28 protein-coding genes and 1 riboswitch are annotated in these 26,048 nt (G+C 68.2%); of the genes, 9 read left to right on the top strand and 19 right to left on the bottom strand.

Annotation, left to right across the window (positions count from 1 at the left end; all coding sequences use genetic code 11):
* Nucleotides 1–2: 2 nt before the first annotated feature.
* The 4 genes from AB0M14_RS32855 to AB0M14_RS32840 form a co-directional block, all read right to left on the bottom strand.
* Entirely contained in the window at nt 3–1,433 is a 1,431-nt protein-coding gene (locus AB0M14_RS32855; RefSeq protein ID WP_365002295.1) for an SDR family NAD(P)-dependent oxidoreductase, read from the bottom strand.
* Between the two features lie 135 nt (nt 1,434–1,568).
* Nucleotides 1,569–3,086 (bottom strand): hypothetical protein, encoded by a 1,518-nt coding sequence (locus tag AB0M14_RS32850; RefSeq protein ID WP_365002292.1) that lies wholly within the window; start codon nt 3,084–3,086, stop codon nt 1,569–1,571.
* Complete coding sequence (locus AB0M14_RS32845) at nt 3,083–3,298, bottom strand: hypothetical protein (protein WP_365002289.1); 216 nt, start codon at nt 3,296–3,298, stop codon at nt 3,083–3,085. The genes AB0M14_RS32850 and AB0M14_RS32845 overlap by 4 nt, the downstream gene beginning before the upstream one ends.
* Before the next feature lie 146 nt (nt 3,299–3,444).
* Nucleotides 3,445–4,365 (bottom strand): alpha/beta fold hydrolase, encoded by a 921-nt coding sequence (locus AB0M14_RS32840; RefSeq protein WP_365002286.1) that lies wholly within the window; start codon nt 4,363–4,365, stop codon nt 3,445–3,447.
* Between the two features lie 188 nt (nt 4,366–4,553).
* Here AB0M14_RS32840 and AB0M14_RS32835 point away from each other — a divergent pair, with 188 nt between their 5' ends.
* The 4 genes from AB0M14_RS32835 (at nt 4,554) to AB0M14_RS32820 (ending at nt 7,111) form a co-directional block, all read left to right on the top strand.
* Nucleotides 4,554–5,243 carry a TetR/AcrR family transcriptional regulator gene (locus tag AB0M14_RS32835; RefSeq protein ID WP_365002283.1) on the top strand — a complete coding sequence of 230 codons (690 nt, stop codon included), beginning with the start codon at nt 4,554–4,556 and terminating at the stop codon, nt 5,241–5,243.
* A 94-nt stretch (nt 5,244–5,337) separates the two neighbouring features.
* Entirely contained in the window at nt 5,338–5,565 is a 228-nt protein-coding gene (locus tag AB0M14_RS32830) for a hypothetical protein (protein WP_194818556.1), read from the top strand.
* Nucleotides 5,566–5,576: 11 nt separating this feature from the next.
* Nucleotides 5,577–6,677 carry an SPFH domain-containing protein gene (locus tag AB0M14_RS32825; protein ID WP_365002280.1) on the top strand — a complete coding sequence of 367 codons (1,101 nt, stop codon included), beginning with the start codon at nt 5,577–5,579 and terminating at the stop codon, nt 6,675–6,677.
* 38 nt (nt 6,678–6,715) lie between these two features.
* The gene (locus tag AB0M14_RS32820; protein ID WP_365002277.1) at nt 6,716–7,111 is read left to right on the top strand and encodes a cold shock domain-containing protein; all 396 of its coding nucleotides are present in this window, start codon (nt 6,716–6,718) and stop codon (nt 7,109–7,111) included.
* Nucleotides 7,112–7,123: 12 nt separating this feature from the next.
* On the opposite strand, the gene AB0M14_RS32815 is transcribed toward AB0M14_RS32820, so the two are convergent.
* Nucleotides 7,124–7,279 (bottom strand): hypothetical protein, encoded by a 156-nt coding sequence (locus AB0M14_RS32815; protein ID WP_365002274.1) that lies wholly within the window; start codon nt 7,277–7,279, stop codon nt 7,124–7,126.
* A gap of 142 nt (nt 7,280–7,421) precedes the next feature.
* Here AB0M14_RS32815 and AB0M14_RS32810 point away from each other — a divergent pair, with 142 nt between their 5' ends.
* Nucleotides 7,422–8,504, top strand: a complete 1,083-nt coding sequence (locus AB0M14_RS32810; protein WP_365002272.1) for an ATP-dependent DNA ligase — start codon at nt 7,422–7,424, stop codon at nt 8,502–8,504.
* On the top strand, nt 8,501–9,559 hold the full coding sequence (locus AB0M14_RS32805; protein ID WP_365002269.1) for an ATP-dependent DNA ligase: 1,059 nt from the start codon (nt 8,501–8,503) through the stop codon (nt 9,557–9,559). The genes AB0M14_RS32810 and AB0M14_RS32805 overlap by 4 nt, the downstream gene beginning before the upstream one ends.
* Here AB0M14_RS32805 and AB0M14_RS32800 read toward each other — a convergent pair.
* Nucleotides 9,556–10,302, bottom strand: coding sequence for a hypothetical protein (locus AB0M14_RS32800; protein ID WP_365002266.1), 747 nt, complete (start codon nt 10,300–10,302; stop codon nt 9,556–9,558). The genes AB0M14_RS32805 and AB0M14_RS32800 overlap by 4 nt on opposite strands.
* Before the next feature lie 203 nt (nt 10,303–10,505).
* On the opposite strand from AB0M14_RS32800, the gene AB0M14_RS32795 reads away from it, so the two are divergent.
* On the top strand, nt 10,506–10,877 hold the full coding sequence (locus AB0M14_RS32795; protein WP_365002263.1) for a hypothetical protein: 372 nt from the start codon (nt 10,506–10,508) through the stop codon (nt 10,875–10,877).
* Between the two features lies 1 nt (nt 10,878).
* Here AB0M14_RS32795 and AB0M14_RS32790 read toward each other — a convergent pair whose 3' ends face one another.
* From AB0M14_RS32790 to AB0M14_RS32770, 5 genes are all read right to left on the bottom strand, one after another.
* Entirely contained in the window at nt 10,879–11,508 is a 630-nt protein-coding gene (locus AB0M14_RS32790) for a TetR/AcrR family transcriptional regulator (protein WP_365002260.1), read from the bottom strand.
* Entirely contained in the window at nt 11,492–12,637 is a 1,146-nt protein-coding gene (locus tag AB0M14_RS32785) for an acyl-CoA dehydrogenase family protein (protein WP_365002258.1), read from the bottom strand. The genes AB0M14_RS32790 and AB0M14_RS32785 overlap by 17 nt, the downstream gene beginning before the upstream one ends.
* 89 nt (nt 12,638–12,726) lie before the next feature.
* The gene (locus AB0M14_RS32780) at nt 12,727–14,055 is read right to left on the bottom strand and encodes a nitrate/sulfonate/bicarbonate ABC transporter ATP-binding protein (protein ID WP_365002255.1); all 1,329 of its coding nucleotides are present in this window, start codon (nt 14,053–14,055) and stop codon (nt 12,727–12,729) included.
* Between the two features lie 29 nt (nt 14,056–14,084).
* Nucleotides 14,085–15,821, bottom strand: a complete 1,737-nt coding sequence (locus AB0M14_RS32775) for an ABC transporter permease subunit (protein WP_365002254.1) — start codon at nt 15,819–15,821, stop codon at nt 14,085–14,087.
* A 2-nt stretch (nt 15,822–15,823) separates the two neighbouring features.
* Complete coding sequence (locus tag AB0M14_RS32770; RefSeq protein WP_365002253.1) at nt 15,824–16,537, bottom strand: MgtC/SapB family protein; 714 nt, start codon at nt 16,535–16,537, stop codon at nt 15,824–15,826.
* A 215-nt stretch (nt 16,538–16,752) separates the two neighbouring features.
* A riboswitch (M-box (ykoK) riboswitch) is annotated at nt 16,753–16,923 on the bottom strand.
* Nucleotides 16,924–17,009: 86 nt separating this feature from the next.
* On the opposite strand from AB0M14_RS32770, the gene AB0M14_RS32765 reads away from it, so the two are divergent.
* Nucleotides 17,010–17,693: a TetR/AcrR family transcriptional regulator C-terminal domain-containing protein gene (locus AB0M14_RS32765; protein WP_365002251.1), complete on the top strand. Its 684-nt coding sequence runs from the start codon at nt 17,010–17,012 to the stop codon at nt 17,691–17,693.
* Here the strand turns inward: AB0M14_RS32765 and AB0M14_RS32760 are convergent.
* The 7 genes from AB0M14_RS32760 to AB0M14_RS32730 form a co-directional block, all read right to left on the bottom strand.
* The gene (locus AB0M14_RS32760) at nt 17,681–18,229 is read right to left on the bottom strand and encodes a hypothetical protein (RefSeq protein WP_365002248.1); all 549 of its coding nucleotides are present in this window, start codon (nt 18,227–18,229) and stop codon (nt 17,681–17,683) included. The genes AB0M14_RS32765 and AB0M14_RS32760 overlap by 13 nt on opposite strands.
* 91 nt (nt 18,230–18,320) lie before the next feature.
* Nucleotides 18,321–18,944: a TetR/AcrR family transcriptional regulator gene (locus tag AB0M14_RS32755; protein WP_365002246.1), complete on the bottom strand. Its 624-nt coding sequence runs from the start codon at nt 18,942–18,944 to the stop codon at nt 18,321–18,323.
* 68 nt (nt 18,945–19,012) lie between these two features.
* Entirely contained in the window at nt 19,013–19,420 is a 408-nt protein-coding gene (locus AB0M14_RS32750; RefSeq protein ID WP_365002243.1) for a hypothetical protein, read from the bottom strand.
* Nucleotides 19,421–19,599: 179 nt separating this feature from the next.
* Nucleotides 19,600–20,922 (bottom strand): pyridoxal-phosphate dependent enzyme, encoded by a 1,323-nt coding sequence (locus tag AB0M14_RS32745; protein ID WP_365002240.1) that lies wholly within the window; start codon nt 20,920–20,922, stop codon nt 19,600–19,602.
* Complete coding sequence (locus AB0M14_RS32740; protein WP_365002237.1) at nt 20,922–22,553, bottom strand: decarboxylase; 1,632 nt, start codon at nt 22,551–22,553, stop codon at nt 20,922–20,924. Before AB0M14_RS32740 ends, AB0M14_RS32745 begins: the two co-directional genes overlap by 1 nt.
* Nucleotides 22,550–23,815, bottom strand: a complete 1,266-nt coding sequence (locus AB0M14_RS32735) for a heavy-metal-associated domain-containing protein (RefSeq protein ID WP_365002234.1) — start codon at nt 23,813–23,815, stop codon at nt 22,550–22,552. Before AB0M14_RS32735 ends, AB0M14_RS32740 begins: the two co-directional genes overlap by 4 nt.
* Entirely contained in the window at nt 23,812–25,062 is a 1,251-nt protein-coding gene (locus AB0M14_RS32730) for an aminotransferase class V-fold PLP-dependent enzyme (protein WP_365002231.1), read from the bottom strand. Before AB0M14_RS32730 ends, AB0M14_RS32735 begins: the two co-directional genes overlap by 4 nt.
* A gap of 112 nt (nt 25,063–25,174) precedes the next feature.
* Between AB0M14_RS32730 and AB0M14_RS32725 the strand changes: the two genes are divergently transcribed.
* Nucleotides 25,175–25,606 carry a pyridoxamine 5'-phosphate oxidase family protein gene (locus tag AB0M14_RS32725; protein WP_365002228.1) on the top strand — a complete coding sequence of 144 codons (432 nt, stop codon included), beginning with the start codon at nt 25,175–25,177 and terminating at the stop codon, nt 25,604–25,606.
* Here the strand turns inward: AB0M14_RS32725 and AB0M14_RS32720 are convergent.
* Nucleotides 25,603–26,037 carry a CBS domain-containing protein gene (locus AB0M14_RS32720; protein ID WP_365002226.1) on the bottom strand — a complete coding sequence of 145 codons (435 nt, stop codon included), beginning with the start codon at nt 26,035–26,037 and terminating at the stop codon, nt 25,603–25,605. The genes AB0M14_RS32725 and AB0M14_RS32720 overlap by 4 nt on opposite strands.
* Nucleotides 26,038–26,048 lie beyond the last annotated feature (11 nt).

The following is a 26,048-nucleotide window of genomic DNA, read 5'->3' as shown; positions in this document are numbered from 1 at the left end:
TTTCACCAGGGCGAGGGCCGGTAGTCCTTGAGGAACACGCCGAAGAGGTCGTTGCCGTGCTCGCCCTGCACGATCGGGTCGTAGACGCGGGCGGCGCCGTCGACCAGGTCCAGCGGCGCGTGGAAACCCTCCTCGGCCAAGCGCATCTTCGTGTAGTGCGGGCGCTCGTCGGTGATCCAGCCGGTGTCGACGGCGGTCATCAGGATGTTGTCCTCGTCGAACATTTCCTTGGCGCTGGTGCGGGTCAGCATGTTCAGCGCGGCCTTGGCCATATTCGTGTGCGGATGGCCCGGCCCCTTGTAGGCGCGCGAGAACTGGCCCTCCATGGCGGAGACATTGACGATGTACTTGCGCCGCGCCGGCGCGGCGGCCAGCGCCGGACGCAGCCGCGACACCAGGATGAACGGCGCCACCGAGTTGCACAGCTGCACCTCGAGCAGTTCGGTCGGATCCACCTCCGCGACCGTCTGCACCCAGCTGTTGGTGTGCGCCAGATCCGGCACCAGGCCGCCCGCGTCGATCGCGATACCGGCCGAAATCCGTTCCGGCGTGGCCGATCCCGCGACCAGCGCGAGTTCGGCCACCTCGGCGGCGGTCAGCGCCGGGGCGAGCGAGGCGGTCAGCGCGGTAGGGTGCGCCTGCATGGTCTTGCCGAAGGTCACCATCTCGGGCAGCGCGCCCACCGGCAGTGGACCGCTCTCCGCGTCGACCAGCGCGCTGTAGGCGCCGGGGGAGCGGCGCACGGTCTGCGCGGCGTTGTTGATCAGAATGTCGAGCGGCCCCTGCGCGGCGACGTCGTCGGCCAGCGCGACCACCTGCGCCGGGTCCCGGAGATCGATGCCGACGATGCGCAGCCGGTGCATCCAGTCGCCGCTGTCGTCCATCGCGGCGAACCGGCGGATGGCGTCATTCGGGAACCGCGTGGTGATGGTGGTGTGCGCCCCGTCGCGCAGCAGCCGCAGCGCGATGTACATGCCGATCTTGGCGCGCCCGCCGGTCAGCAGCGCGCGCTTGCCGGACAGATCGGTGCGGGCGTCCCGCTTGGCATGACTGTCGGCCGCGCACGCCGGGCAGAGCTGGTGATAGAACGCGTCGACCCGGGTGTATCTGTCCTTGCAGATGTAGCAAGGCCGGGCCCGGATCAGCTCACCCGCGCTCGCGCCGGCGGCATTGGAGCTCAACGGAATACCCGCGGTCTCGTCATCGATCCGATTCGGTGACCCGGTCGCCGTCGCCGCGACCACCGCCCGATCGGCCTCCGACACCGCCGCCCGCGCCTCGGTCCGCCGCCGCTGCTTCAGCTTCTTGAACATATGCCCGACCGCCCGCTGCACCGCCAGCGAATCCGGATGGTCCTTCTCGAGCTGCCCGGCTTGCTCGAGCACCCGCAAACAGGTAGCGAGCTCGGTGGAATCGATACTGCTTTCGGCCATCGCGGTTAAGGGAGTCCTTCGTGAGCTGGGCAATCGACCCCCCATTCTCGCAAACCCACCCGAACCACTGCCTGCCCGCCCACCCCGTGACCGGGCCCCGATGACGAAGATCACCCGGATGCGCGGGTCTGAGCGCTAGATGGCGTGTAGCTGGTCGGCGACCGCGCCGTGGCCACAGGTTGTTGCTCGGTCGGCGAGTTGGACACGGAGGCGGGCGGGGATTTCGTCGCGGACTTGGATGAGGCCGTGCCAGACGACCTCTGGTGTTTCGGGGGTCAGTGCTTCGAGGAAGTCGGCGAGGTCGTCCATGCGGTCGATGATTTCCAGGACTCGGGCGCGACCTTCCGGTTCTTGGGCGAGTGCGATGTCGACGAGGGTGTCGATGGTGGCGCTGCGGGCGGCGGTTTGGAGTGCTGCGAGCAGTTGTTCGCGGGTCAGGTCGCCGATGCAGGTGGCGAGGATGGGCTTGGTGGATTCGGGGAGGGCGTCGACCAAAGGCAGGCCCTGGGACCACAATTCGTGGGCGGCGATGGTGTTGATGACGGCACGCAGGACTTCCGGTTCGCGCATTATCGGCAGGCCGGCCATGCGGCGGCGGTCGGTGTCGGACATGGCCAGGGCGAGCGGGAGCAGGGCGTCCCAGCGACCGGCGGTGTCGGCCTGGCGGATCAGGTCGGCGAGTTCGTCGTCCGGTTTTTCGGCGACGCGGGTGGCGAGGAAAGCCAGGGGAGCTGCGGGCAGGTGGGCCGAAAGCGGCAGCAGGTCCAGCCAGAGGCCGTGATCCAAGGCGACGTCCATGATCGGGGCGAGCACCGCTTCGGTGTGGACCACGGGGCGGGCGGCGAGCGCGCGCAGGCTGTCGTGGTTCATCGCGCTGGTGACCGGGAGCAGGGTGGACCATGCGTTCAGTTCGCGGACCGCTTCGATCAGAGCGTCGAGGACGTCGTCGCCGAGGCTCGCGGCGACGTCGCCGATCTTGGCGCGGTTCGCGTGGTCGACGGTGTCGAGCAGGTCGATGGCCTCGGCCCAGAGGTTGTGCTCGCCGGCGGCTCGGATGACGCCGGGGATGCGGTCCTCGACGATGCCGAGCAGGGTGTCCATCGTGGACTTGTCCTCCAGGAGGAACCCGATTCGCAGCAGATCGGCGTCGGAGGCTTCCGGCAGCGCCGCGCGCATCGAGGCTTCGGGGACTACACCGACGAACCGGCCCATCGTGACGTGGTCGCCACACGCGAACAATTCTTTCGCCACCGCGGCGACGAGCCGGGGCGGCACCTCGGCGATGACCGCGGCAGTCCGGCGCGGATCCAACTGCACAGCGGTCTCGGCGAGGAACTGCGCGGGCAGCGCCTTCGCGATCGAGATCGCCTGCGCGGGTTCCACCGAACCGGCTACCGCCGCGCACAGCACCGGCCCGAACGCCCGCTCGGCCGCCTTGGCGCTGATCGCCGTCGGCACCAGCTTGCTGGCGGCCGCCACCCTTTGCAAACGCTGAGCGTCACGGTCGAAGAGCAGATCGGTGGCGCGCTCCCGGAACGCCCGGATCGCGGCGGGGGAAAGCCCGCTCAGGAACTCCAACCGCGCCGGATCCGAAACATCCAGCAGGCGTGCCAGTTTCGTGGTCTCAGCGCGAACCAGCAACGGCGCTGTCATAGTCCGAGCACCTTCTTCACGGCCGGGCGAAGCAGCCGCGGAATCAACTGCAACGAAGCCTCCGTCGCCGATTCGAGCCGTTGCGCTCGCCCGGTCAGAGCTTCGCGGAGCAGACCGTCGAGCGCAGTCAGGTCGGCGTCGGTGAGCCGGTCGAACTCCTCGGGCAAGGGTGCGCCCAGGGTCTTCGAGAGCGTCTGTGCTGCATCGGACATAGGCGGATTTCCTTCTGCTGTGGATCTCGGCTGAACGCGCCGGGATGACGGGCCGGCCTCGGGACGACTGGTGTGCCGAACTGCGGATAGCGGTGAGCCTGGCCGGCTGCGGAACTACGTCCGGATGGGAGCCCGGGCGACAAGGTTCAGGACTGGGAGATGGGTGCGTCGCTGTCGTGGAGGTCGTCGATGAAGTTGGCGAGGGCCTCGGCGACCAGCAGAGGTTCGGTGGACGGGAGCCAGTGGTCGGCGGGAATGCCGAAGCGCCACAGGCGGTCCACCCATTGGGCGCTGTTGTAGTAGAGGAAGGGCGGGACCAGGACGTCGGTGGTGTCGACGACCAGTTGGACCGGGACCGCCGTGCGGCGCACCCGGGGGTGCAGGAGGTGATGGGCCAAGTTGGCGCGGGCGATGCGGACGCCCGCGGCGAGATCGGCGCGGAGGGTGGGGGCGATCGGGGAGGAAGTGCGGGGGATGCCGCCGAGGTGTTCGATCAGCCAGGTCCGGACCCGGGGCGGGTACGCGATGCGGCGGGCGGCGGTCTGGGCCGAGGCGGGGCCGTGCCGCCAGAATTTGCGGTCGGTGATCAGCTGGGCGGCGCGGGCCGGCTGGGAGATCAACTCGCGCAGCGTCATTCCGACATGGTCGAGATTCGGGCCGGAGATCGCGGTGAACGAGGCGATGCGGGTGTTGGCGCGGTCGTCGCAGATCGCCTCCCACGCCTGGACCGCGCCCCAGCCGTGTCCGCAGACGTGCACCGGCCGTCCGGGGCTGACCGCGTCGATCACCGCGAAGAAATCCGCGGCCAGCTGATCCAGTCGATAATCGCGCAGCGCAGCGGGTTTCGGCGATCGGCCGTGCCCGCGCACGTCGTAGGCGATGACGCGGAACCGGTCGGCGAGCAGGGCCGCGACCTCGGCCCAGAGCAGATGGGTGTCGGAAAGCCCGTGCACGAGCACCAGAGGTTCACCGGCTGGATCGCCCCATTCGAAGACGGCGAGCTCGCCGCCCGCCGCGGGCACCAGGGTCTGTCGCTGCGGGCGAATCGTGCCCTGCGGTTGGGTCATGTTCTTGCCTCGATCGATGAGCCGGTGCGGTCCGTGCGTACCGCCGGTACGTTCGTTGATACTGACAGTACGTATTCCCCGGAATCAAGAGGAAAGCCGGTCGAAGGCTATGACCTGAGTCACCCGCTGGACCTGCGCCCCGTCCGCTGTCCAGCATCGCGTACTGCCGGTACGTGTATGCTCCGCTCGTGCCCCGCTCCACCGCCCGATCCGCACCGAGCACCATCACCCGCTCGGAGATCGTCGACGCCGCGATCCGCGTGATCGACCGCGACGGCCCGCGCCCGAGCATGGACGACATCGCCCGCGAGGCCCGCATCACCAAACCGCGCCTGTACCGCCAATTCGCCGACAAGGCCGACCTCTACACCGAAATCGGCAACCGGCTGGCCAAATCCGCCGCCAACGCCGCGGGCAGCGACCTGACCTTGATCCTGCAACCGCCCCGGGTCGCGCTGGGCCGCGTGCTCACCGCCTACGCCGACAGCATCCTGGCCCACCCCAACGTCTTCCGCTTCCTGGGGCAGGCGCAGGTCACCCAGCAGTCCGACGGCTCGGTGCTGCAATTCGATCTGGGCCGCGCCGCCGCCGGCCGCTTCTCCGCGCAGGCCCGCGAGATCGCCGAATCCCTGGCCATCGACACCTCGGGTATCGACTACTTGGCGCGCGCCGTCGTGGGCGTCGTCGTGGCGATCACCGACCTGTGGCTCGGCGACGCCGGCCGCCCCGGCCCCGAGCGCACCGCCGAATTCGTCGAGCAGGCAGGCGAATTCGTCTGGGGCCTGGTCGACGGCTTCCTGCGCCGCCAAGGCATCGCGGCCGATCCGGACACCCCGATCCTCACCGTGCTCAACGCGGTCGACCGGTCCGCGGGCTGATCCGGGGCCCGGCGGTTCTGCCGAATCTCGTATCGAAAACCCGTGGGGCGCACGTACGCTGGCCTTTTGGTGTCGAGTCGAGGAGTTCACTGCGATGAACGACCCCGTGGCGGGTTTGACGGGTACGCTGACATCGCCGATCCGGGGAGCCGGAATGCTGGGTGAAGTCCTGGTGGCGATTCGCGGGGGGACGGAACTGTACATCGCGCGGGCTACCGAGCCGATTCCGGCGGGGGCCACCGTGCTCATCATTTCGGTCAATCCTGGGCGCATCGTCGACGTGGTGCCCTGGATCGAGCTGGGTTCGAAACCGGAAATATAAGGGAGACTTGGGTGCTGGGCTATCACGTGCCGGATCCGGACGAGGCGATGCTGGTCAGCGGCGCCAAGGTCAAGGACAACGCGCCGTTCAGGGTGATCATCGGGCGGGGCACCTGGGTGATTCCGCTGTTCCGCAAGGTGCGGTATCTGTCGCTGGCGATGTTCGAGTCCGAGATCCGGGAGCGCTGCGTCACCAAACAGGCCATCCAGCTCGATGTGCGCGCGGTGATCGCGTTCAAGGTCGCCAACGACACGCAATCCATCGTGAACGCGGCGCAACGCTTCCTCTCCGAGCAGGAGCAGGAGATGTCGGTGCTGACGGGCCGCATCTTCTCCGGCCATCTGCGTTCCATCGTCGGCTCGATGACGGTCGAGGAGATCATCCGGGAGCGCCAGAAGCTGGCCGACGAGGTGCTGGTCGCCTCGAAGGTGGAGATGAGCAATATCGGCCTGTGGGTCGATTCGTTCCAGATCCAGTCCATCGACGACGGCAACCTCGGCTACATCAACGCGCTGGCCGCCCCGCACAACGCGGCCGTGCAGCGCGACGCGCAGATCGCCCAGGCGCAGGCCGCGCAGCGCGCCGCCGAAGCCGAACAGGAATCGCAGCGCCGCCAGGCCGAATACGCACGCGAAACCGCGGTGCTCAAAGCGCAGTACCAGCGCGATATCGACAAGGCGAATGCCGAAGCCGCGCAGGCCGGCCCGCTGGCGCAGGCCATCGCACTGCAAGAGGTGCTCACCGCGAAAGCCGCGCAGGCGCGGAAAGAGGCGGAACTGCGCGAGCAGCAGTTGCAGGCCGAAATCGTGAAACCCGCCGAGGCGGAAGCCGAGCGGGTGCGCATTCTGGCGGTGGCCGAGGCTGATCGCACCCGGATTCAGGCCGAGGCGGCGGCGTCGAACAACCGCATCGCGCTCGATCAGCTGCTGATCGAACAGTTGCCGGAAATTGTGAAGCAGGCTTCAGTCGGATTGTCGAACGCCAATCTCACGGTGCTGAACGGACCGGACGGTGTCAGCGAAATGGTGAACGGAATGGTCGGCCAGGGATTGACGGTCTTCAACTCCCTGCAAAAGGCGCTTTCGAACAACGACGAGGAAAAACGGAGCTAAAGTGGCCGGGTAGTTCACGGCGGCGAGGAGCGGGTGTTTTGGTGTCCATCGGGAAATTGGTGTCGTTCGACAGTTCTCGGGGTTTCGGTTTCATCCGGCCGGAAGACGGCGGCCCGGATGTGTTCGTGCATGTGAACGACATCGGCCTCGACGAAGACGAGCTGCGCCAAGGCCGGGTATTCGAATTCGATGTCACCGAAGGTGACCGGGGGCCGAAAGCGGTCAATCTCAGCGCGGTCGGCGGGCAGCCCGTTACCCCCGCTCCCCGCCATAAGAAAGACCGTACGGTCACCGGGGGTCTGACTGCCGCCGAACACAAACGCCTGATCACCGAACTGTTGCTGGATGCGAGCCCCGCGTTGACCGCGGGGGAGATCCTCACCATCCGGGATCGATTGACCGCCTTCGCCGACCAGCACGGCTGGCTGGACTGAGCCGCTCCGGGGTCAGGTGGACGCCGCGGCCCGGGAGTAGGCCTGCCGTTCGGCGGCGCGCTGTTCCGCCTGCCGTTTCTTGAAGAACTTCGTGGCCGCCGCCGCGATCCCGGTGACCGCGAGGGTGCGTAGCGCGGTGCTGAACATCCCCGACTTGTTGTGCGACATTCCGAACCACCTCTCCGCGCGTTGCCGCGCATTTCGACGAGTTCTGGAGTACTGCCGCCGTCCAGGGTAACCACGTTCCGTCGCAGGTGTCGGACCCGGCACATACGATCGAGACGAACGCACCGAATCCGAGGAGGAGCGCGTGGACCTGCCGGTGATGCCACCAGTGAAACCGATGTTGTCCAAGTCCGCGCCGTCGGTGCCGGACGGCCCGGGCTTCAGTTATGAGCCGAAATGGGACGGTTTCCGCTGCATCGTGTTCCGCGACGGCGACGAGGTCGAACTCGGCTCCCGCAACGACCGCCCGCTCACCCGGTATTTCCCGGAGGTCGCCGAGCTGCTGAAGCAGGCACTGCCGGAGAAGTGCGTGGTGGACGGCGAAATCGTGGTGGTCACCGAGGCGGGCCTGGATTTCGACACCTTGCAGAACCGGCTGCATCCCGCCGCCTCGCGGGTCGCCAAGCTGGCCGTCGAGACGCCCGCCAGCTTCGTCGCCTTCGACCTGCTCGCCCTCGGCGACAAAGATCTGACCGAGGAGCCGTTCACCGAGCGCAGAAGGCTACTGGAGACGATTCTCGACACCGAACCGGCCCGGGTGCACCTGACGCCGATCACCCAGGATCCGGCGGTCGCCCAGGACTGGTTCACCCGGTTCGAGGGCGCGGGCTTCGACGGCGTGATGGTCAAGGCCGACGACGAGGCGTATCTGCAGGACAAGCGCGTCATGCTCAAGGTGAAACACGAACGCACCGCCGACTGCGTGGTCGCCGGATTCCGCTGGCACAAAGACGGCGAGGGCGTGGGGTCGCTGCTGCTCGGCCTGTTCGACGAGGAGGGCACCCTGCACCACGTCGGCGTCGCCAGCAGCTTCACCAAGGCCCGCCGCGCCGAACTCGTCGACGAGCTGAAACCGTTGCGCGAGAACGCTTTGGAAAACCATCCGTGGCGTACCTGGGCCGACATGGCCGCACAGGCCAAGGCCGACGGCAAGATGCCCGGCGGAGTGAGCCGCTGGACCGGCGGCAAGGACCTGTCCTGGGAAGCGGTGCGCACCGAACTGGTCGCCGAGGTCCGCTACGAGCACGTGCAGTCGGGCCGATTACGGCACGGCGGCCGGCTGGTGCGCTTCCGCACCGACCGCACCCCCGAATCGTGCACCTACGCCCAGCTCGAAGAGGTCGCGCCCGCCGAGCTGAGCGCCATCTTCAGTGAGGCCCGAAAATGAGTGCTTCGGTCGAGATCGACGCCGACGGCCGGACCGTCACCATCTCCAACCCGGACAAGGTGTACTTCACCAAACGCGGTGAGACCAAGCTGGATCTGGTGCGCTACTACCAGGCAGTCGCCGAGCCGTTCCTCGGCATCGTGCGAGACCGGCCGCTACTGCTGGAGCGCTACCCCGACGGCGCCTCGGGCAAGTCGTGGTTCCAGAAGCGCGTGCCGAAGACGGCGCCGGACTGGCTGCACACCGTCGAGGTATCCACTCCGAACGGCACCACCAGCGACGCGCTGGTCGCCCACGATCTCGCGCACATCCTGTGGGCGGTCAACCAGGGCTGCTTGGGTTTTCACGTGTGGCCGACACACGCCGCCGCGGCTGCGGAGAGCACGGCCCCGCCGGTTTTCGACGCCGCCGGGACCGAACTGCCGCCCACCGGCGTCACCGACGAGCTGCGCATCGACCTGGACCCGTCGCCCGGAATCACCTTCGACGACCTGAGATTCGCGGCCGTCGCCACCCGCGACCTACTCGCCGAACTCGGCATCGACTCCCGGGTCAAAACCTCGGGGTCGCGCGGCCTGCACATCTATGCCCTGCTGGAACCGCAGTGGGACGGCTACCAGGTGCGCGCGGCCGCGGTGGCCCTCGCCCGGGAATTGGAGCGCCGGCACACCGAGCGGATCACCGCGGCCTGGTGGAAAGAAGAGCGCGGCAACCGGGTGTTCGTCGACTTCAACCAGAACGCCCCGCACCGTACGGTTTTCGGCGCCTGGTGCGTACGTCCCAAGGTCGGCGCGCAGGTCTCCACCCCGCTCGCCTGGTCCGATCTGGCGGACGTGGTGCCCGAAGACCTGACCATCGCCACCGTGCCCGCCCGATTGGCCGAACGGGGTGACCCCTGGGCCGACCGGAAACCGCAATCCCTCGCGCCGCTGCTGGAGATGTCGGAGCGAGATATGGCCGCCGGTCTCATGGACGCGCCGTGGCCGCCGGTCTACCCGAAGATGCCGAACGAGCCGCCCCGGGTGCAGCCCAGCAAGGCGAAGAAAGAGGCCTAGGACGTCCAGCGGGCCCACGCGCCCGCGTCGCCGCTCGCCTCGCAGACCAGTGCGCGGCCTTCGGCGCTACGGCCGGTCTTGGCGAGGGACGGATCGCAGGTCTCGCCCTCGGTGTAGCGGCCGGTGCCGACGTTGTACGGGCCCGACCATTCGTGCTTGCCCGACTTGGCCAGGCACAGCAGCGTGCCCCCGTCCGAGCTCGCGCCGATCATCCCGGCCTGCGACTCCGAGCAGGACGCACCCTTGCGCACCACCGCGGGCGTGGTCGCCGGAGCGCTCGACGGCGCGATGGTGGGTGCGGTGGTCGCCGGCGCCGCCGTGCTCTGCGGCACGGCGCTGCTCTGCGCCGCCGTCATCGACTGGGTGACGGCGGGACTCTCGGTCTTGGACATCAAGTCGTCCAAGGTGTTTCCCCCCATGAACACCACGCTCGCCACCGCCGCCGCTTCGGCGAACCCGAGCAGCAGGGCGAAGGTCGCCATGCTCTTGCCCTTGGGGTGGGTGAACGCGATCATGCCGAACACGATCGCCACCGGGAACAACAGCAGCAGCGCCGCGACCAGAGCGACGATGGCATACGGATTGACGACCGGGCGGCGCTCCTCGCCGAACTCCAGATCCTCGGGCTGCACCTGCGGCCAGCGCTGGTCGGCGCGGGCTGCCGCCGCGTCGCGCTCCCAACGGTCCTCCTCCGGTAGCTCCTGCCGTCGCCGCTCGCGCTGCCACTCTTGTGTCCGTGCCATCAAGGTCCCTCTCGCATGAACCATTCGCGCAGGTGCCTCGGGCTAAACCGAACCCCGCCCCGATTTCGACCCACAATAGGTGCCCAAGGCAACGACTTCAGCGGAAGCGGGAAATAACGAACTCGGTAACAGCGCGCGCAATCCGGCGCGGGCGGCCTAACCTGGTATTGCCGATCATTTGCCAAATCCCGTAGGAGGGCGCCATGTGGGGTGATCGCAGTTATACGGAGGAAGAACACCAGCTGACGGGGCAGCGCTGGCATGCGCAGGCGGGTGATCTGCTGGGCGATAACCACAACGTTCCCGGTGTGGTGCTGTGCGCCCTGGGCATCGTGTCCGTCGCCTGTGCGCTGACCGCGGCCGGCTACGGGTACGAAGGCTGGGCGATGATGTGCGGCATCCTCGCGGTGGCCCTGTGGCTGGCCGGGCTCGCCATCCTCACCTTGGAGCACCGCCGCCACGGGCGCATGGAGATCGAACACGAACGGCTCGGTCATCCGGCCGATTCGCTCTACTCCCGGCGCTACAACGCGACGCGGGTGCGATACCAGCAGAACTGGCGCTCCTACCGGTGATTCAGGCGTCGCCGACCTTGGGCATCGTTTCGGTGACCAGGGTCATCAGCATGTCCGCGAGCAGCTGGTGCACCTGGAGACGGTCAAGCGTGCCGCGCACGATCCATTCGCGCCCCGCCACTTTCACCAGTCCGCCGTAGGCGCGGACCAGCGCCTGCAATTGTGCACTGTGTGCCGAATCGGCCAGGCCGACCATGATCAGCATGCGTTCGGCGGCCGCGTCGTCGGCCTCGTCCAGGATCTGCTGCACCTCGGGGTCGTTGCCGACGCCCTCGAGACTGGTCACCTTCACCCAGGTGCTGCCGTGCTCTGAGATGGTGTCCAGCAGCCACTGCACGCTCGCGTCCACGCGCTGCCGGGTGCTGCCGGTCGGCGCGGTCAGGGCCTCCGGGCGCGGCAGCGTCACCATCCGGCGCACGACCGCGAGGTAGAGGTCCCGCTTGTTGCCGAAATAGTGGTTGATCAGGCCGCGGGCCACCCCGGCCCGCTGGGCCAGCTCGGCGGTCGACACCGCCGCGTACGGCCGCTCGCCGAACATGTCGATGGCGCACGCCAAGATCTGCGCGCGCCGCTCGTCGGGTTCGAGGCGGCGGCGGCGCGACGCGGGAGCGGTGTCAGAGAGCCCGGGCAATGAGATCCTTCATGACCTCGTTGCTGCCCGCGAGGATACGCAGGACGCGGGCGCCGGTGTAGAGCTGCGAAATGGGGTACTCCGTCATGTAGCCGTAGCCGCCGAACAGTTGCAGGCAGCGGTCGACAACGATACCGAGCTGGTCGGTCAACCAGTACTTCGACATGGCGGCGGTGGGGATATCGAGTTCGCCACGCAGATGCTTGCCGATGCAGTCGTCCAGGAAAACCCGGCTGACTTTGGCGAGGGTGGCGCATTCGGCGAGCTCGAACTTGGTGTTCTGCATGGCGAACAGCGGCTTGCCGAAAGCCTCACGGCCCTTGGTGTATTCGACGGTCAGCGCGACCGCCTTCTCCATCATGCTGACCGCGAGAATGCCGGTGACCAGGCGTTCCTGGGCCAGCATCTGCATCATCTGATAGAAGCCCTGGCCCTCGGCCGCGCCGAGCAGATTCGAGACCGGCACGCGCAGGCCGTCGAAGAACAGCTCCGCGGTGTCCTGCCCCTTGCCGCCGATCTTGCTGAGGATGCGGCCGCGCTTGAAGCCGGGGGTGTCGTCGCCGACCTCGGCGAAGATCAGCGAGACGCCGGCGGCGCCCTTGGTCGGATCGGTCTTGACCGCGAGGATGATGCCGTCACAGAGCCAGCCGTTGGAGATGAAGATCTTCGAGCCGGTGATGACGTACTCGTCGCCTTCGCGCACGGCGCGGGTCTTGATGGCTTGCAGGTCCGATCCGGTGCCCGGTTCGGTCATGCCGATGGAGAGCACCATCTCGCCGCTGGCGGCCTTGGGCAGCACCCGCCGCTTGAGCTCCTCGGACCCGAAGTGGTGCAGGTAGGGCGCGATGATGCCGCTGTGCACCGACATGCCGAGCGAACCGTCGCCGGCGGCGGTCTGCGCCTCGATGACGGCCGCCTCGTGCGCGAAGGTGCCACCGCCGCCGCCGTATTCGGCCGGGATGGACGGGCACAACAGGCCCAGCTCGCCGGCCCGGTTGTAGAGCCGGCGATCCGGATGGCCCTGGGCGACGAACTTCTCCTCGTGCGGGACGACCTCTTTTTCGAAGAACGTCCGAGCGAGTTCCCGTACCGCCTCGACCTCGTCGTCACTCCACACCGCGCGTGCCATTGTGTTCGATCCTCTGCTCGACTGCGCCGGCCTCGATGCCGGTCTATGACAAAGGTTCCACCTCTATTGGCAGCCTGTCAACAAACCGGTCAGGCGGACCAGGCGCCGCGCACCGCCTGGTACACCTCCGCGGCCGGGTCGGCGGTGATCCGGTCGGTGTCCTTCTCGTAGTCGTAGAGCTCGGCGTAGCGGCCCCAATCGATGGCCAGATCGAGCTGGCGGCGGGCGTCGTCGGGGGAGAAGCCGCGGCGCAGCAGGTCCAGGAAGAAGCCGGCCTTGAGCGAGCCGTCGCGGCTGCCGGCCAGCCCTTTGCAGATGGTGCGGACCAGGGGCGCGCGGTGCCGGGCCTGCTCGGCGAAGATTTGCTTGGACTCCTGGATGTCGGCGGTGGTGAAGCGGCGGCCGATCTCGGTGAGTTCGACGTCGCCGGATTCGACGGTGGCCAAGTCGAGCAACGCGGCGGCATCGACCAGGGGCAGCAGGTCGTCGAGCTCGAAGTTGAGTTCGTCGGCGACGACCGGCAGGTCGGCCCGGCCGCCCGCGGCGTAGACGAGTTCCACCAGACCGGCCAGGCCGCCGGGCGAGGCGTCGGGCAGCGGCCGCGCGGTCGGGGTGGCGAGATCCGGTTCCGGCGCCGCGGGTTCGGTGTCGCGGCCGGTGAGCAGACCGTAGATGTGATCGACCAGCGCGTCGAAGGCGGCGGATTTCTTGTCGCGCGGGCGGGGCTGGGGGATCGGGATCTCGGCGATGAGGTGTCCCGGATTGGCGCCGAGCACCAGGACCCGGTCGGCCAGCAGCACGGCTTCCTCGATGTTGTGGGTGACCAGGCAGACCGCCTTGGACGGGAACGAGTCACCCGCCCACAGGTTGACCAGCTCGGTGCGCAGATTCTCCGCGGTGAGCACGTCCAGGGCCGAGAACGGCTCGTCCATGAGCAGCAGGTCGGGTTCCAGCACCAAGGCCCGGGCGAACCCGACGCGCTGGCGCATACCGCCGGAAAGCTCTTTGGGGTAGGCGCTTTCGAAGCCGTCCAGCCCGATCATGTCGATCGCCGCGAGGGCGCGCTTGCTGCGCTCGGCGGGTGCGACGTTGCGCGCGGCCAGGCCGAGTTCGACATTGTCCTGCACGGTCAGCCACGGCATCAGCGCGAAGGACTGGAAGACCAGCGCCGCACCGGGATTCGCGCCGTTGATCGGCGCGCCACGGTAGCGGACCGTGCCGCTGCTCGGCCCGATCAGCCCGGCGATGATGCGCAGCAGGGTGGACTTGCCGGACCCCGAACGGCCCAGCAGCGCAACGACTTCGCCCTCGCGCAATTGCAGATCGATACCGTCGAGCACGCGCAGTTCGTCGCCCGCGGTACCGGTGAAGGACTTGCTGACACCTCGGATGTCCAGCAAGACGTCGTTGTGGGTCATCGGAAGATCTCCTGTCGACAGTGTGTGGCTCACAGCGAGTACCGCCGTTCGGCCAGGGCGTAGAGGCGCCGCCAGAACAGCCGGTTGAGCAGGACCACGTAGACGCTCATGACGAGAATGCCGATGAGGACGCGAGGCGAGTCACCGGCGCTGGTGGCCTGGGCGATGTAGGCGCCCAGACCGGCGGCGACCAGGGTGGTGGAGCCGTATTCGACGATCTCGGAGACGATGGAGGCGTTCCAGGCCCCGCCCGCCGCGGTGAGGCCGCCGGTCACATAGCTGGGGAAGATGGCGGGCAGAATCAGCTTGCGCCACCACAGTTTGCGCGGCAGTTGCAGATTGGCCGCGGCCTCGCGCAGGTCGTTGGGCACGGCGCTGGCGCCGGCGATCACGTTGAACAGGATGTACCACTGTGAGCCCAGGGCCATCAGCAGGATGGCGGCCCAGTTCAGGCTGATGCCGGTGGCGACCAGGACGGCGGTGACCATCGGGAACAGGAAGTTGGCCGGGAAGCTGGCCAGCACCTGCACGATCGGCTGCGCGAGCCGGGAAACCTTGGGGTTGAGCCCGATCCACACGCCGATCGGCACCCAGATGAGGGTGGCGAGCACCAGCAGCACGAGCACGCGCAGCAGCGTGAGGGATCCGAGCCCGAAGGCGTGCCCCACTTCGCCGAAGCCGACCGTCGAGTCGATGTACTGCCACACCCGGTAGCCGCCGTAGGCGACGGCCGCGGCCACGACCGCGCCGAAGAGCCAGTCGCCCGCGCGGCGGCGCGGGAGCGAGGTCCGCAGCGGGTACTCGGCCAACCCGAAGACGCTCATGACCCGGTCCAGCGGCGCGACCAGCGGGCCGAAGAGGCGCCCGAGCAGTGCGGGAATGTGCGAGCGCCGCAACAGGTTCAGCACCAGGCTGCGCGGGGCCTCGGCGCCCTTGGAGTCGCCGATCCGGAACCGTTCGGCCCAGGCCGTCATCGGCCGCCAGAACAGGAAGTTCACGCCGATCACCAGCAGGACCATGACCCCGACCGCGAGCAGCACCTTCGACAGGTCCTGCTCGGCGGTCGCGGCGGCCACATAGGACCCGATGCCGGGCAGCGCGTACTCCCGGTTGTGCACCGAGATCGCCTCGGAGGCCACCAGGAAGAACCAGCTGCCGCCGAAGCTCATCATGCCGTTCCAGACCAGCGGGATCATGCCGCTGGGCACGTCCAGCCGCCAGAACCGCTGCCAGCGCGACAGTCTCAGGTTGCGGGCCGCCTCGTCCAGCTCCGGCGGTTGCGCGCTGAGGCTGGCGTAGAAGCTGAACGCCATGTTCCAGACCTGGGCGGTGAAGATGGCGAAAATGGCGGCGGATTCGAGCCCGAGTTCGGAGCCGGGAAACAACGCGATGAAGCCGGTGACGGTGAAGGAGAGGAACCCGAGCACCGGGATCGACTGCAGAATGTCGAACGCGGGCAGCAGCACCATCCGGGCCCGGCGCAGCCGCGCCGCGGCGGTCGCGAAGACGAAGGTGAACACGACCGACGCCGCCAGGGCGAGGAACATCCGCAGCAGCGACCTGGCCGCGTAATAGGGCAGGTGCCCCGGATCGGTGGAAATCGCGGCGGGCGCGGTGGTTTCGTCGAAGGGCACGTCGACGGTGTGCGAGAGCTGCACCAGTGACCAGATCAGGACAGCGGCGCCGACGAACACCACCACGTCGGCGAGCGGGCTGCGGGGCCGTTCCAGGGCCGCGTCCCTGGTGGGGAAGCCGAGAACAGTCATCGCTAGGCCCGCCCTGCCACATTGTCGAGGGTGATCTGCCAGCCGGCGCTGGTGACCGAGGGCTCCAGGCCGATGCGGCTGACCGCGGATTCCATCTGCCGGTCGTCGCGCCGATCACCGGTGAGTTCGGCGCGCACTTCCACCCGGCCGGGCACCTCGGTATTGGCACTGGAGACCGAGATGAGCCGGAAGTCGGTGCGGGTCAGCGCTTGGACCAGCAGCACGCGCACGTGTGCTTCGTGTTCGTCGTCGGTGACCGCGGCGAAGGAGTAGGTGGCGGGCTGCTCCTCGGTGGCCTCGGGCCGCTTGTCCACCGCGCGGGCGGCGGCGCGCAGCGCGACGTTGACCGCGACCACCGCGACCGTGCCGATGACCGCCGTGGTCAGCATGCCCGCGCCGGCCAGCGCCCCGACGGCGGCCGAACACCACAGTGTCGCAGCGGTATTGAGGCCGCGCACGTTCAACCCGTCGCGGATGATGACGCCGGCGCCGAGGAACCCGATGCCGGAGACGATCTGGGCGGCGACCCTGGTGGGGTCGGCGACTTCACCGTGGAAGCCGTTGGCCGACAGCAGCACGAACAGGGTGGATCCGGCGGCGACGAGGGCATTGGTGCGCAGGCCCGCTTCCCGGGCCCGGAATTGGCGTTCGAAGCCGATCGCGGCGCCGAGGCCGACGCCGGCTACCAGCCGGACGATCATCTCTACTGTTGACATCACGCACTCCTGAATGAGTCGAGCGCACCATCGAACAGCGGCTAGGGGGCTGCCCTGAAGGTGAGGTCGAGCGAATAACTAGCTATCTGCGAACTCGGACTATTACCGCCGGGCATCCGGCTCACCTCCTTCGGCTGTACGCGCACGCCGAAGCACGCGCCGCATGGGCTAATCGTTGCAGAGCGCGGTGGGGGAATCCGGCAAACCCGCCGGTGGGGCCCTCTCCTCGTAAGACCTTTGGCACTTCACGGCGTGAACCCAGAAAACTGGGAGCCAATCGGGATCACCCCTTAAGCCGGGGAGACCTGTCCTGACCCGGGGCGTCTCTCGACGTTCGGGGTCGCTGGCCTATATCCGTGAAGGAGCCTCAGCGAACGATCGGCACCTTGCGGTTGCCAGTTAACCTCGGATGCGGGCCGAACGCAACCCGGATAGTTGTGGATCACGATCGCGCGCTGGGTACGGTGGCGAGGTGCCACGAGAGACGTTGACCAAGGAGCAGATCCTGCGCGCCGCGGTGGAGGTGCTCGATGCCGAGGGCGTGGCGGGGCTGAACATGCGCCGGCTCGGCGCGCAGCTGGGCGTCGCGTCGACGGCGACGTACTACTACGTCAAGAACAAGGACGAGCTGGTCACCTCGGCCGCCGACCTGGTGTGGCACGAAATCGAGCTGCCCTACTCGGGTGGTGATGATTGGCGTTCGGCCGCAACCGTTTTGGCGCACGAGGTATACGCGATGATCGGCCGGCATTTCTGGTTGCTGGCGGCGATGAGTACGCACGTGATCTACGGGCCGGGCAAAGCGCGTTTCGACGAGTGCGGTCTGGGCATTTTCGAGCGCGCGGGTTTCGCCGGACGTGATGCGGACCGAGCCGCGGCCACCGTGCTGATGTATGTGATCGGCGCGGCGCAGGGCTCCGCCGCCGAGCGGGCCTGGGAGGCGCGGCTGCGCCGCGACGGCGGTGATATCGCGGCGCGGCAATCCGATGTGCTCGCTTTCGTCACCGAAGCGGCTCGGCAGTTCCCCCGGCTGCGGGCCCGTCTGGAATCACCGGATGCGGTCGAGATCCTGCCCGGCAGTAGCGGTTTCGAATTCGGGCTGCGCACCGTGCTGGATGGTCTGCAAGCGCGGCTGGCGGTCGCTCAGGAGAAGTAGCTGCCCGCGGCGGGCAGCGTGAGCAGGCCGATCACGGCCAGCGAGCCCACGGTCGCGATCAGCCAGCGCAGCACCGTCGCCGGTCGATACCACGACGGCAATGCTGTGACGGCGGCGCGCAGGACGGCCCGGATATCGAGGCTCCGCGTCCGCGGATCGTCGAGCTTGGCGAACGCTGCCGCGGTGATCGGAATCGCGAAGACCTGAATGGTGGTCACATAGCCCACGCCGAGGAGGATCAGCGGCTGCACGATCCAGGTCGATACCCGCCCGATCTCGCTGCCGGTCAGATTGAGTGCGGCCAGCGCCGTGAGGACGGCGGCGATCGCGTATCCGGCGACGAACCCCCAGCGGCCCTCGGTCAGTTCGATGCCGTGCTCGGCGAGCACGCCGGGTTCCGCGCCTTGCTGCGCTACCTCCGCCTCGGCGGCCCGCTGCGCGCGCGGCCCGGCCGTCCGATAGGCGGCAAGCATGAGGACGAACAACCCGGCCAGCAGCAGTTGCAACAGCGCGGCGAGGGCGACAGGGATCGGCACGGCAACATCTCCAAATCAACATTTGAACTAAGGTAAAATCCAGGCTAGCGGGTATTTTATCTTTGTTCAACAGTGTGGGGAGCTGCTCGGCCTACTTGTAGACGGACCGGTAGACGGTGATGGTGGCGACGATGTGGTCGACGATCTGTTCGCGGGTCGCGCGTAGCGAACCGTTCAGCCAGGCCGAGAACATGCCCGCGTTGCCGCTGGCCATGGTGACGGCGGCGAGGCGGCGGCGGACCGGGTCGTCGATGTAGGCGAAGAGGTGATCCTGGATCAGGCGGGTGAAGGCAGGCATGACGGCGATGGTGGTCTGGCCCAGGCCGGTGCTGGAGTAGGGCTCGACCAGGAACAGCCGGGATTTGCGTGGATCCTCGAGCACTTTGTCGACGAGCACGTTGGAGAGCTCGCGGTCCCGGGCCGGATCGTTGGCCTCGGCGAAAGTGGTCATCGGGCCGAGGAATTCGTCGGCGACCTGGCGGTAGAGCACGTCCAGGAGTTCGTCGCGGCTGCCGAAGCTCTCGTAGAAGTAACGGTCGGTGAGATTCGCGCGCCGGCACACCGCGCGCATGGTCACCCCGGCGGCGCCGGACTCGCCGATCAGGTCCAGTGCGGCCTCCAGCAACGTGGCGCGACGCGCCTCCCGTCGCTCGTTGAGCGTCGTCCCACCCCAGATGCGGGGGCCGCCGTCGGCTGATTCCTGGCCTGTTTGCACCGCACCACAGTAATGCCCCGGTCGTGCGGGGCCCGCATCACCGGGGGAGATGCGGGCCCCGCACCGGGTCAGGAGGTCACCAGGCAGACGTTGCCGAGCTTGAATCCGGTGCCGACGGTGATCTGGGTTTGCCGATCGTTGAACGCGCCCCAGGCGATCAAGGTGTGGGTGCCCTTGGTCAGGGGCGTCCACTGTGCGACGGCGGTGCCGGAGCTGCCCACCCAGATGACCCCGGGCGGGTCGAAGACGCCGCCGTTGAAGTCCCAGAACAACACGGCTTCACCGTTGCTCGCGGTAGCGGTGACGGTGTAGCTGCACCCGGTGCCGTAGACGGTCGAACTGCCGAAGCTGAGCCCCTGCGACACGTTGATGCTGGAGACCAGGGCGGGTGCAGTGGGCGCGGTGAGCACGAGTGCCGCCGCCATGGCGCCGAATGTGGTTGCCGCGGCCGCGGCCGAGCGCTTGGATCGAAACATCACGGATCATCCCTCTCGCGCCAGCAGGTCGGTACCGATCACGGTGGGAATCTGGCGCACACCCCGACGCCGGGATCAGCCCTCGCGGGCCTGGACCGGACGGCAGCGCCGCCGCCGGTACTCATAGTCTGCGCGTATAGCCGCGATGACACGCTGGAAACGGCGCCTGAAAGTCCCGCTTACGCACCGCTTTCCAAAGGCAGCCCGGCGTCGCGCCAGGCGGTGATGCCGCCCGCCAGGTTCGCCGCGTCGTAGCCGTCGCGGCGCGCGAGGGCGGCGAAGCGGCGCGACACCTCGCCGACCGGGCACACGAACACCACCGGCCGGGACCGCGGGAACGGCATGCCCTGGGCGAGCATGTCGTCGAGCTGGTCGTCGCGAATGTTCAACGCGCCCGGCACATGCCCGATCCGATAGGCCATCGCGCCGCGGGTGTCGACGATGACGGGGCGGCCGGTGGCGTCGAGCTCGGCGAGCCCGTCGGGTGAGACGGCCGGTACCGCGGCGAGTTCCGCCGCGGTGGCGGGCGGGCGGCGGTCAGTGCGGCCGAACAGTTCGGGACGGCGCTTCTTGATGTAGGACAGGTACGGTTCGAGCCGGTCGCAGACGATGACGACAGCGATGACCGGCTGCTCACGGTCCGAAAGATCCAGTGCGCCCAGTGTTTCCAAGGCCGCGGCGTAGGCGGCGCCACTGGTCGGACCGGCCAGCACGCCGTAGCCGTCGACCAGGGCCATGGTCGAGTCCACCGCCCGGCCCGCCTCGACGGTGACGATGTGATCATAGAAATCCGGCTGGAACAGGCCGACATCCCACATCTCGGTCTCCGAGCGGATCCCGGGAATGAAGTCCGAGCGCTCGGAAACCACTGCGATGGTGCGTAATTCGGGATTGTGCTTGCGTAGATAGGTGGCCGCGCCCCGGCTGGATCCGGTGGTGCCGAGACCACCGATCAGATAGTCGACGCGGGTGATGCCGTCGGCGGCCAGATCCTCGTGGATCTCCCGCCCGGTGCCCTGACAGTGCGCCTCCACGTTCTTCTCGTTGGTGTACTGCGAGGGATGGTGATACGCGCCCGGTTCGGCCGCCATGGTCGAGGCGATCACCGAGTAGACATCATTGGGCGTGGTCGGGTCCGGGCATTCGGAAAGCCCAGGGAGCTCCACGATCTCGGTGCCGAGCAGTTGCAGGAGATCACGGACCTCGGCGACCTTGATCCGGTTGGTCACCGCCCGCAGCCCGATGCCGTGCAGCGCGCCGAGTACGCGCAGCGCCTTGGCGGTATTGCCGCTGGAGGCTTCGATGAGGCGCCGGCCCGCCGGGCCGAGCCGGTCGACCTCATCCCGGATCATGGCCCAGGCGACCCGGTCTTTGACCGAGCCGAAAGGGTTGTGCGACTCCAATTTCGCGTACAGCTCGACACCCGCGAGGCGGTGCACGGCCGGGTCCAGGCGCAGCAGTGGCGTGTTACCGATCAATTCGGTGATGTGGTTGTAGGGCATTACGGCGCACCGGTGGGCCGTCGTGGCGCCTGCCGTCCGCTCGGTGGTTGCGGCACCCGGGGTGCGCGCGGCGGGACCCGGCGCTGCGGTGGGGGAGCGCTGCGGTGCGGCTCGTAGTCGCCGTCGCGGCACACCTGAAAACTGCCCGCCCGCAACACGACCGCGAGTTTGGCGGGCAGCGGATGCATGGAGGCCGGTGCGGCGGACAGATCGGTGTGGTACGCGGCGGTATTGGGGAAGATCACCAGATCGCCGGGGTGCGGGCATTCGGGCAGCCACACCTTGTGATTGGTGATCATGTCGCGTTCCAGGCACAACCGGCCCGCGAAATACACGCCAACGGGGCCGGATTCGGCCACCGGGGTGAGCACGGGCGAGGTATCGGAGGACGCGCGCAACGGGGTGACGGTAGCTCCGCCGGGATGGGCCGTCCCGGGGAGGTGCGCGTTCGCGCGGGGCGCGGGTCCCCGGGCACGTGCGCTACCCGCGAGGATCACCGGATCGACCATCACCTCCTGATCGGCAGGGGTCACCGAATCCCGGCTGAGATCCAGATTCACCAGCACGGTGCCGTCGGCGAGCTCCTTGACGAACACCACCCGCGCCACCGTCACCCCGGCGTGGTCGACCAGAGCCTTGCCGGGTTCGATCCAGAGGTCGAGCAGGTTGTCGGCGGCGACCTGGGCGACCGTGCGACCGCCGTGCCGCTCCAGCGGCGCGGTCAGCACGTCGGACAACATCCGATGTGCCGCAACGGTATTGGCGTACTTGTGGAAGACCGGCGTGCCGTGCACCACGCCGCCGTCGAGGTGATAGCCGAAGGTGTTGCTGGACCATGTCATCGGTTCGCCGCGGCCCAGCAGCGCCTCGCGCAGCGCGTGCACGTAGCCGTCGAAGGCGGCGGCGTCGGCGGTGAACACCTGTCGGAAGCCGCCGCCGATATCGAGCACCGTGGGGCTCAGACCGTAACCGTAGGCCTGCTCGATGAGCGCCAGGCAGGCGTCGATGGCCCGCACCCGCTCCGCGGTCTCGCCCGAATCGATGTGAAAAGCGAAGCCCAGCAAGGAGATCCGGCTTCGATGTGCGGAAAGCAGGTCGAAGGCGCGGTCCAGGTGCGGCAGCGGGACGCCGAATCGGCTGACCGGTGTCCCGAGAAAGCCCGAGACCCGCAGCAACACCGGGACCCGCGCATGCTCGCCGGCCAGCTCCGCGATGCGGCGCAACTCCCACAGGTTGTCGACGTTGATGGTCGCGCCGCAATCGATGAGATCGCGCAGGAACACCTCGCCTTTGGGGCCGGTCGCCTCGATCCGCATGGTCCCGAACCCCGCGCCGACGGCGCTGGCCAGCTCCTGCGGCGAGGCGACGTCGACCGACGCGCCCGCGTGCTCTGCGGTACGGACGAAAGCGCGAGACCGGTTCACCTTGTGCGCATAGCAGATTCGATGGCGAGGTACTTCCCGCTCCAGCACCGAGCGCAAGCGCTTCAAATTCTCGGCGTAGACCTGCGGGAACACCAGATGCACGGGGGAGCCGAACCGGACGAGCGTCTCGTCCACAGCGTCGCGGGTGTCGAGGAAGGCGCGGACCAGTGGGTGGATCTTCGGCGGCAGCGCGGGCGGACCGGTCATACCGCGGATTCCGTCGGCTGCTGGGCGGGCTTGTCGGCCACCGGGTTGTAACCGCCGTCGCGGATCGCCTCGAAGGCCCGCGCCCGGTTGCGCGGGCTGCGGAACTCGGCCACCACGCGCTTGCTGATCAAATCGATCTCGGCGACCTTGATGCCCATGTTCTCCAGCACCCCGGTGATGGTGCGGACACAGTGCTTGCAGTTCATGTCCGGGACGTAGAACACCTGATCCTCGGCCGAGGCCGGGTCGTCGGCGGTGAGCTCGTCGAGGTCGCCGGGGACCTCGACCAGCTCGCAGCGGGCGGCGATCCGGTCGAAGACCGCGACGAACTGATCCACCACCAGCGGCAGCAGGCTGTAATGCGCGCCGTCGAGCTGATGCGGCATGGCGGCCAGGCAGGCGGGACGAGTTCCGGCGGGCAGCAGCGCGTACTGGCGCGAGATGAGGTCCAGCTCCTCGTGATACTTGGCGATCGCCTCGGCGCTGGACAGACCCTCGGAGGTGGTGGCGCGGCGCATCACCAGGTGCGCGTCGTCGATGGTGGCGTCCTTCATCGCGCGCAGCGTCGCCACGGTCTCGGCGGTGTAGCGCACGGTGCCGTCCGGCTGGGATGCCAGCGTCACCGGGATCATCCCGCGCCGATAGGTGGAGGCTTGCAGTTCCCAGTACCAGCGCGTCGCGACGGCGGCGAAAATGCCGGAATCATGCATGCCCTGGGCGAATTCGGCCGGACTGCGGTAGGGCGTCTGCCGGGCCAGCAACGCGTGCTGGGCCAGCGCGCGCCCGGTGGCCTCGATGCCCACCCGGAAGATCTCGAACGGTTCGTGATCGGTGGTGGTGCCATTGAGGACCGCGTGATCGCGCGGGCCGAGCGCGCTGACGCGCCGCGCCAGTTCGGTATTCGCCGCAATGGCGTGCCAGAGCACGAGCGCGGCCTCGCGCACCGCGATCGGCATGATCGGCCCCAGCCCGTCGGAGCGGTAATGCCCGGTATTGGGGACGCCGTCGCTGTCGGTCCAGGTGATCCGGTGCGTGGCGCTGGTGACCTGATACGGCCGGCACGGGCGCATGAACCGCTCAAGGTACAGCCGTTGCGAATAGGTGAGATGACTGTTCGGCTCGGTGCGCAGTGCGGCGCTGGTGTATTCGACCCGGAGCTGCTCGGGCGTCCGCAACGGGGTGTCGAACAGCCCGGGCTGGGCCAGGCAGGCCAGGACCCGGGACGCGGCCCGCCGGTCGTAGCGCGGCACATCGGTGGTCACGAAACCTCCTCGGCAATCGTCTCGACGCACGCGGTGAAGCGGTCGATCTCGTCGAAGGTGTTGTAGATGTGCGTGCTGACCCGAACGGAGTCGGCGTCGGCACCTTCGGCGGTCGTACAGTGCAGTCCGGTGCGCACCAGGAAGCCGAGCTCGCTGAGCACGAAACCCAGGTCGGTGGCGGTGATTCCGGGCAGCGTGAACGAGACGATGCCGTAGCCGACCGCGCACGGCGCGTACGCCGGGCCCGGCAGGAACTCGCAGCCGGGCACCCGGCGCAAGCCGTCGATCAGGCGCAGCGTCAGCTCGCGATTGTGCGCGGCGACCACCGCCATGTCGAAGGACTCGAGCACCTCCAGCGCGCTGCCGAGGGCGAGGATTCCGGGAATGTTCTGGGTGCCGCCCTCCAGCAGCTCCGGCATGCCCGACTGCGTGAGCCCGGTCTCGGTGAGCCGCACCCCGGAGTTGCCGCCCGGCAGGAACGGCAGCAGCCGGTCATGAACCCGGCGGTGGCAGTAGAGGATTCCGGTGCCGGGCGTGCCGAACATCTTGTGCGCGGCGAAGACCGCGAAGTCCGCGCCGAGCTCGGTGACGTCCACCGGCAGATGCCCGCCGCTCTGGCTGCAGTCGAAACACAGCAGGACTTCCGGATCGATCCGGCCGCGCAGTTCCTCCAGGGTGGTCAGACCGCCGAACACATGATGCAGATGGCTGGTGGTGATGAGGCGGGTGCGCGGGGTCAGCTTGGCGAGGATGTCGGCGGTGTCGGCTTCCCCGGTGGCGGTGGTCCGGTAGCCGACCAGCTCGATGTGGCGGCCGAAGCGGGCCAGCAGCTGCCGCAGATGATGCCACGGATACACATTGGAGGCGTGGTCGCGCGGGTTGTAGAGGATCTGGTCGCCGTCGCCGAGTTCGGCCAGCCCCCAGGACAGCGCGACGGCGTTGAGCGCCGCGGTCGCGCCGCTGGTGAAGACCACTTCGTCGGGGTGCTCGGCGCCGAGGAAAGTGGCGGCGCGGGCGCGGACCCGGGACAGCCGGGTGCTCAGGCCGGTGGCCCACGGGTAGGTGCCGCGGCCGGCATTGGCGGTGCGGGAGGCGTGGTAGCGCTCGATGGTGTCGATCACCGGACGCGGTTTCTGCGTGGTCGCCGCGCTGTCGAGATAGACCTCGCTGGATTCGGCCAGCGCCGGGAACAGCGTGCGGACGGATTCCGGAATCCGGTGCGCTCGGGCGGGCGCGGATGGGGGCAACGAACGCTCCCTTCGCAGGTTGCGCGTGGACCCAACCAACGATACGCACTTCCGGCGTGTCGTTCGAAGGTTTCTGGTGGACAATAACTTTCATGTGACTAGCCTGGTTGGCATGCCGCTGAAACCCGCAGAACGACAAGAGTTTCTCGCCCAGCCGCATATCGGGGCGCTGTCCGTGCACGTTGGGCCCGGCCGTGGCCCACTCACCGTGCCGATCTGGTATCAGTACGAACCGGGCGGCGATCTCTGGATCGTGACCGGCGCGGACTCACAGAAGATCAGGGCGCTGCGGTCGGCCGGCCGGTTCACCATGCTGGTGCAGCGGCTCGAGCCGACCGTGCGCTATGTGTCCGCGGAGGGCCCGATCCTGCGCATCGGTGAGATGTCCGAAGCCGAGCATCGCGAGATGGCCGCGCGCTATCTGCCCGCCGAACAGGTGGACGGATACCTGAAGGTGGCCGAGGCTTTCGGCGCCATGGTCACCGTGCGCATGCGACCGGAGCATTGGCTCTCGGCCGACCTCGGCGGCGGCGACCAGTATTAGTACCGGCCCTGAATGTATTCGGTGAGGCGCTGACGTTCGGTCGCGAGTTCGGAGATCGCGCTCTTGACCACGTCGCCGATGCTCACGATGCCCACCAGGCGACCCTCCTGCACCACCGGCAGATGCCGGATCCGGTGCTCGGTCATCGTCTTGCGCAGCCCGTCGACCCGGTCGGCGGGCGTGCAGGTGCGCACTTCGTGGGTCATGATGGCCGACACCGGGCTGTCGAGCACCTGCGCGCCGTATTCGTGCAGCCGGCGCACCACGTCTCGCTCGGAGACGATGCCCGCGATCGCGGCATCGTCGGGGGAGACCACCACCGCCCCGATATTGTGCTGAGCCAGAATGCCGAGCAGGGTGCGAACCGTGGTTTCGGGTGTGACCGTGGCGACGTCGTTGCCCTTGCGCCGCAAGATCTCCGCAATGCGCATCATTTCCTCCA

Source organism: Nocardia sp. NPDC051832 (genome assembly GCF_040681285.1).
In the GTDB taxonomy this organism is placed as follows: domain Bacteria; phylum Actinomycetota; class Actinomycetes; order Mycobacteriales; family Mycobacteriaceae; genus Nocardia.
This window is presented reverse-complemented; position numbering and strand designations above follow the sequence as displayed.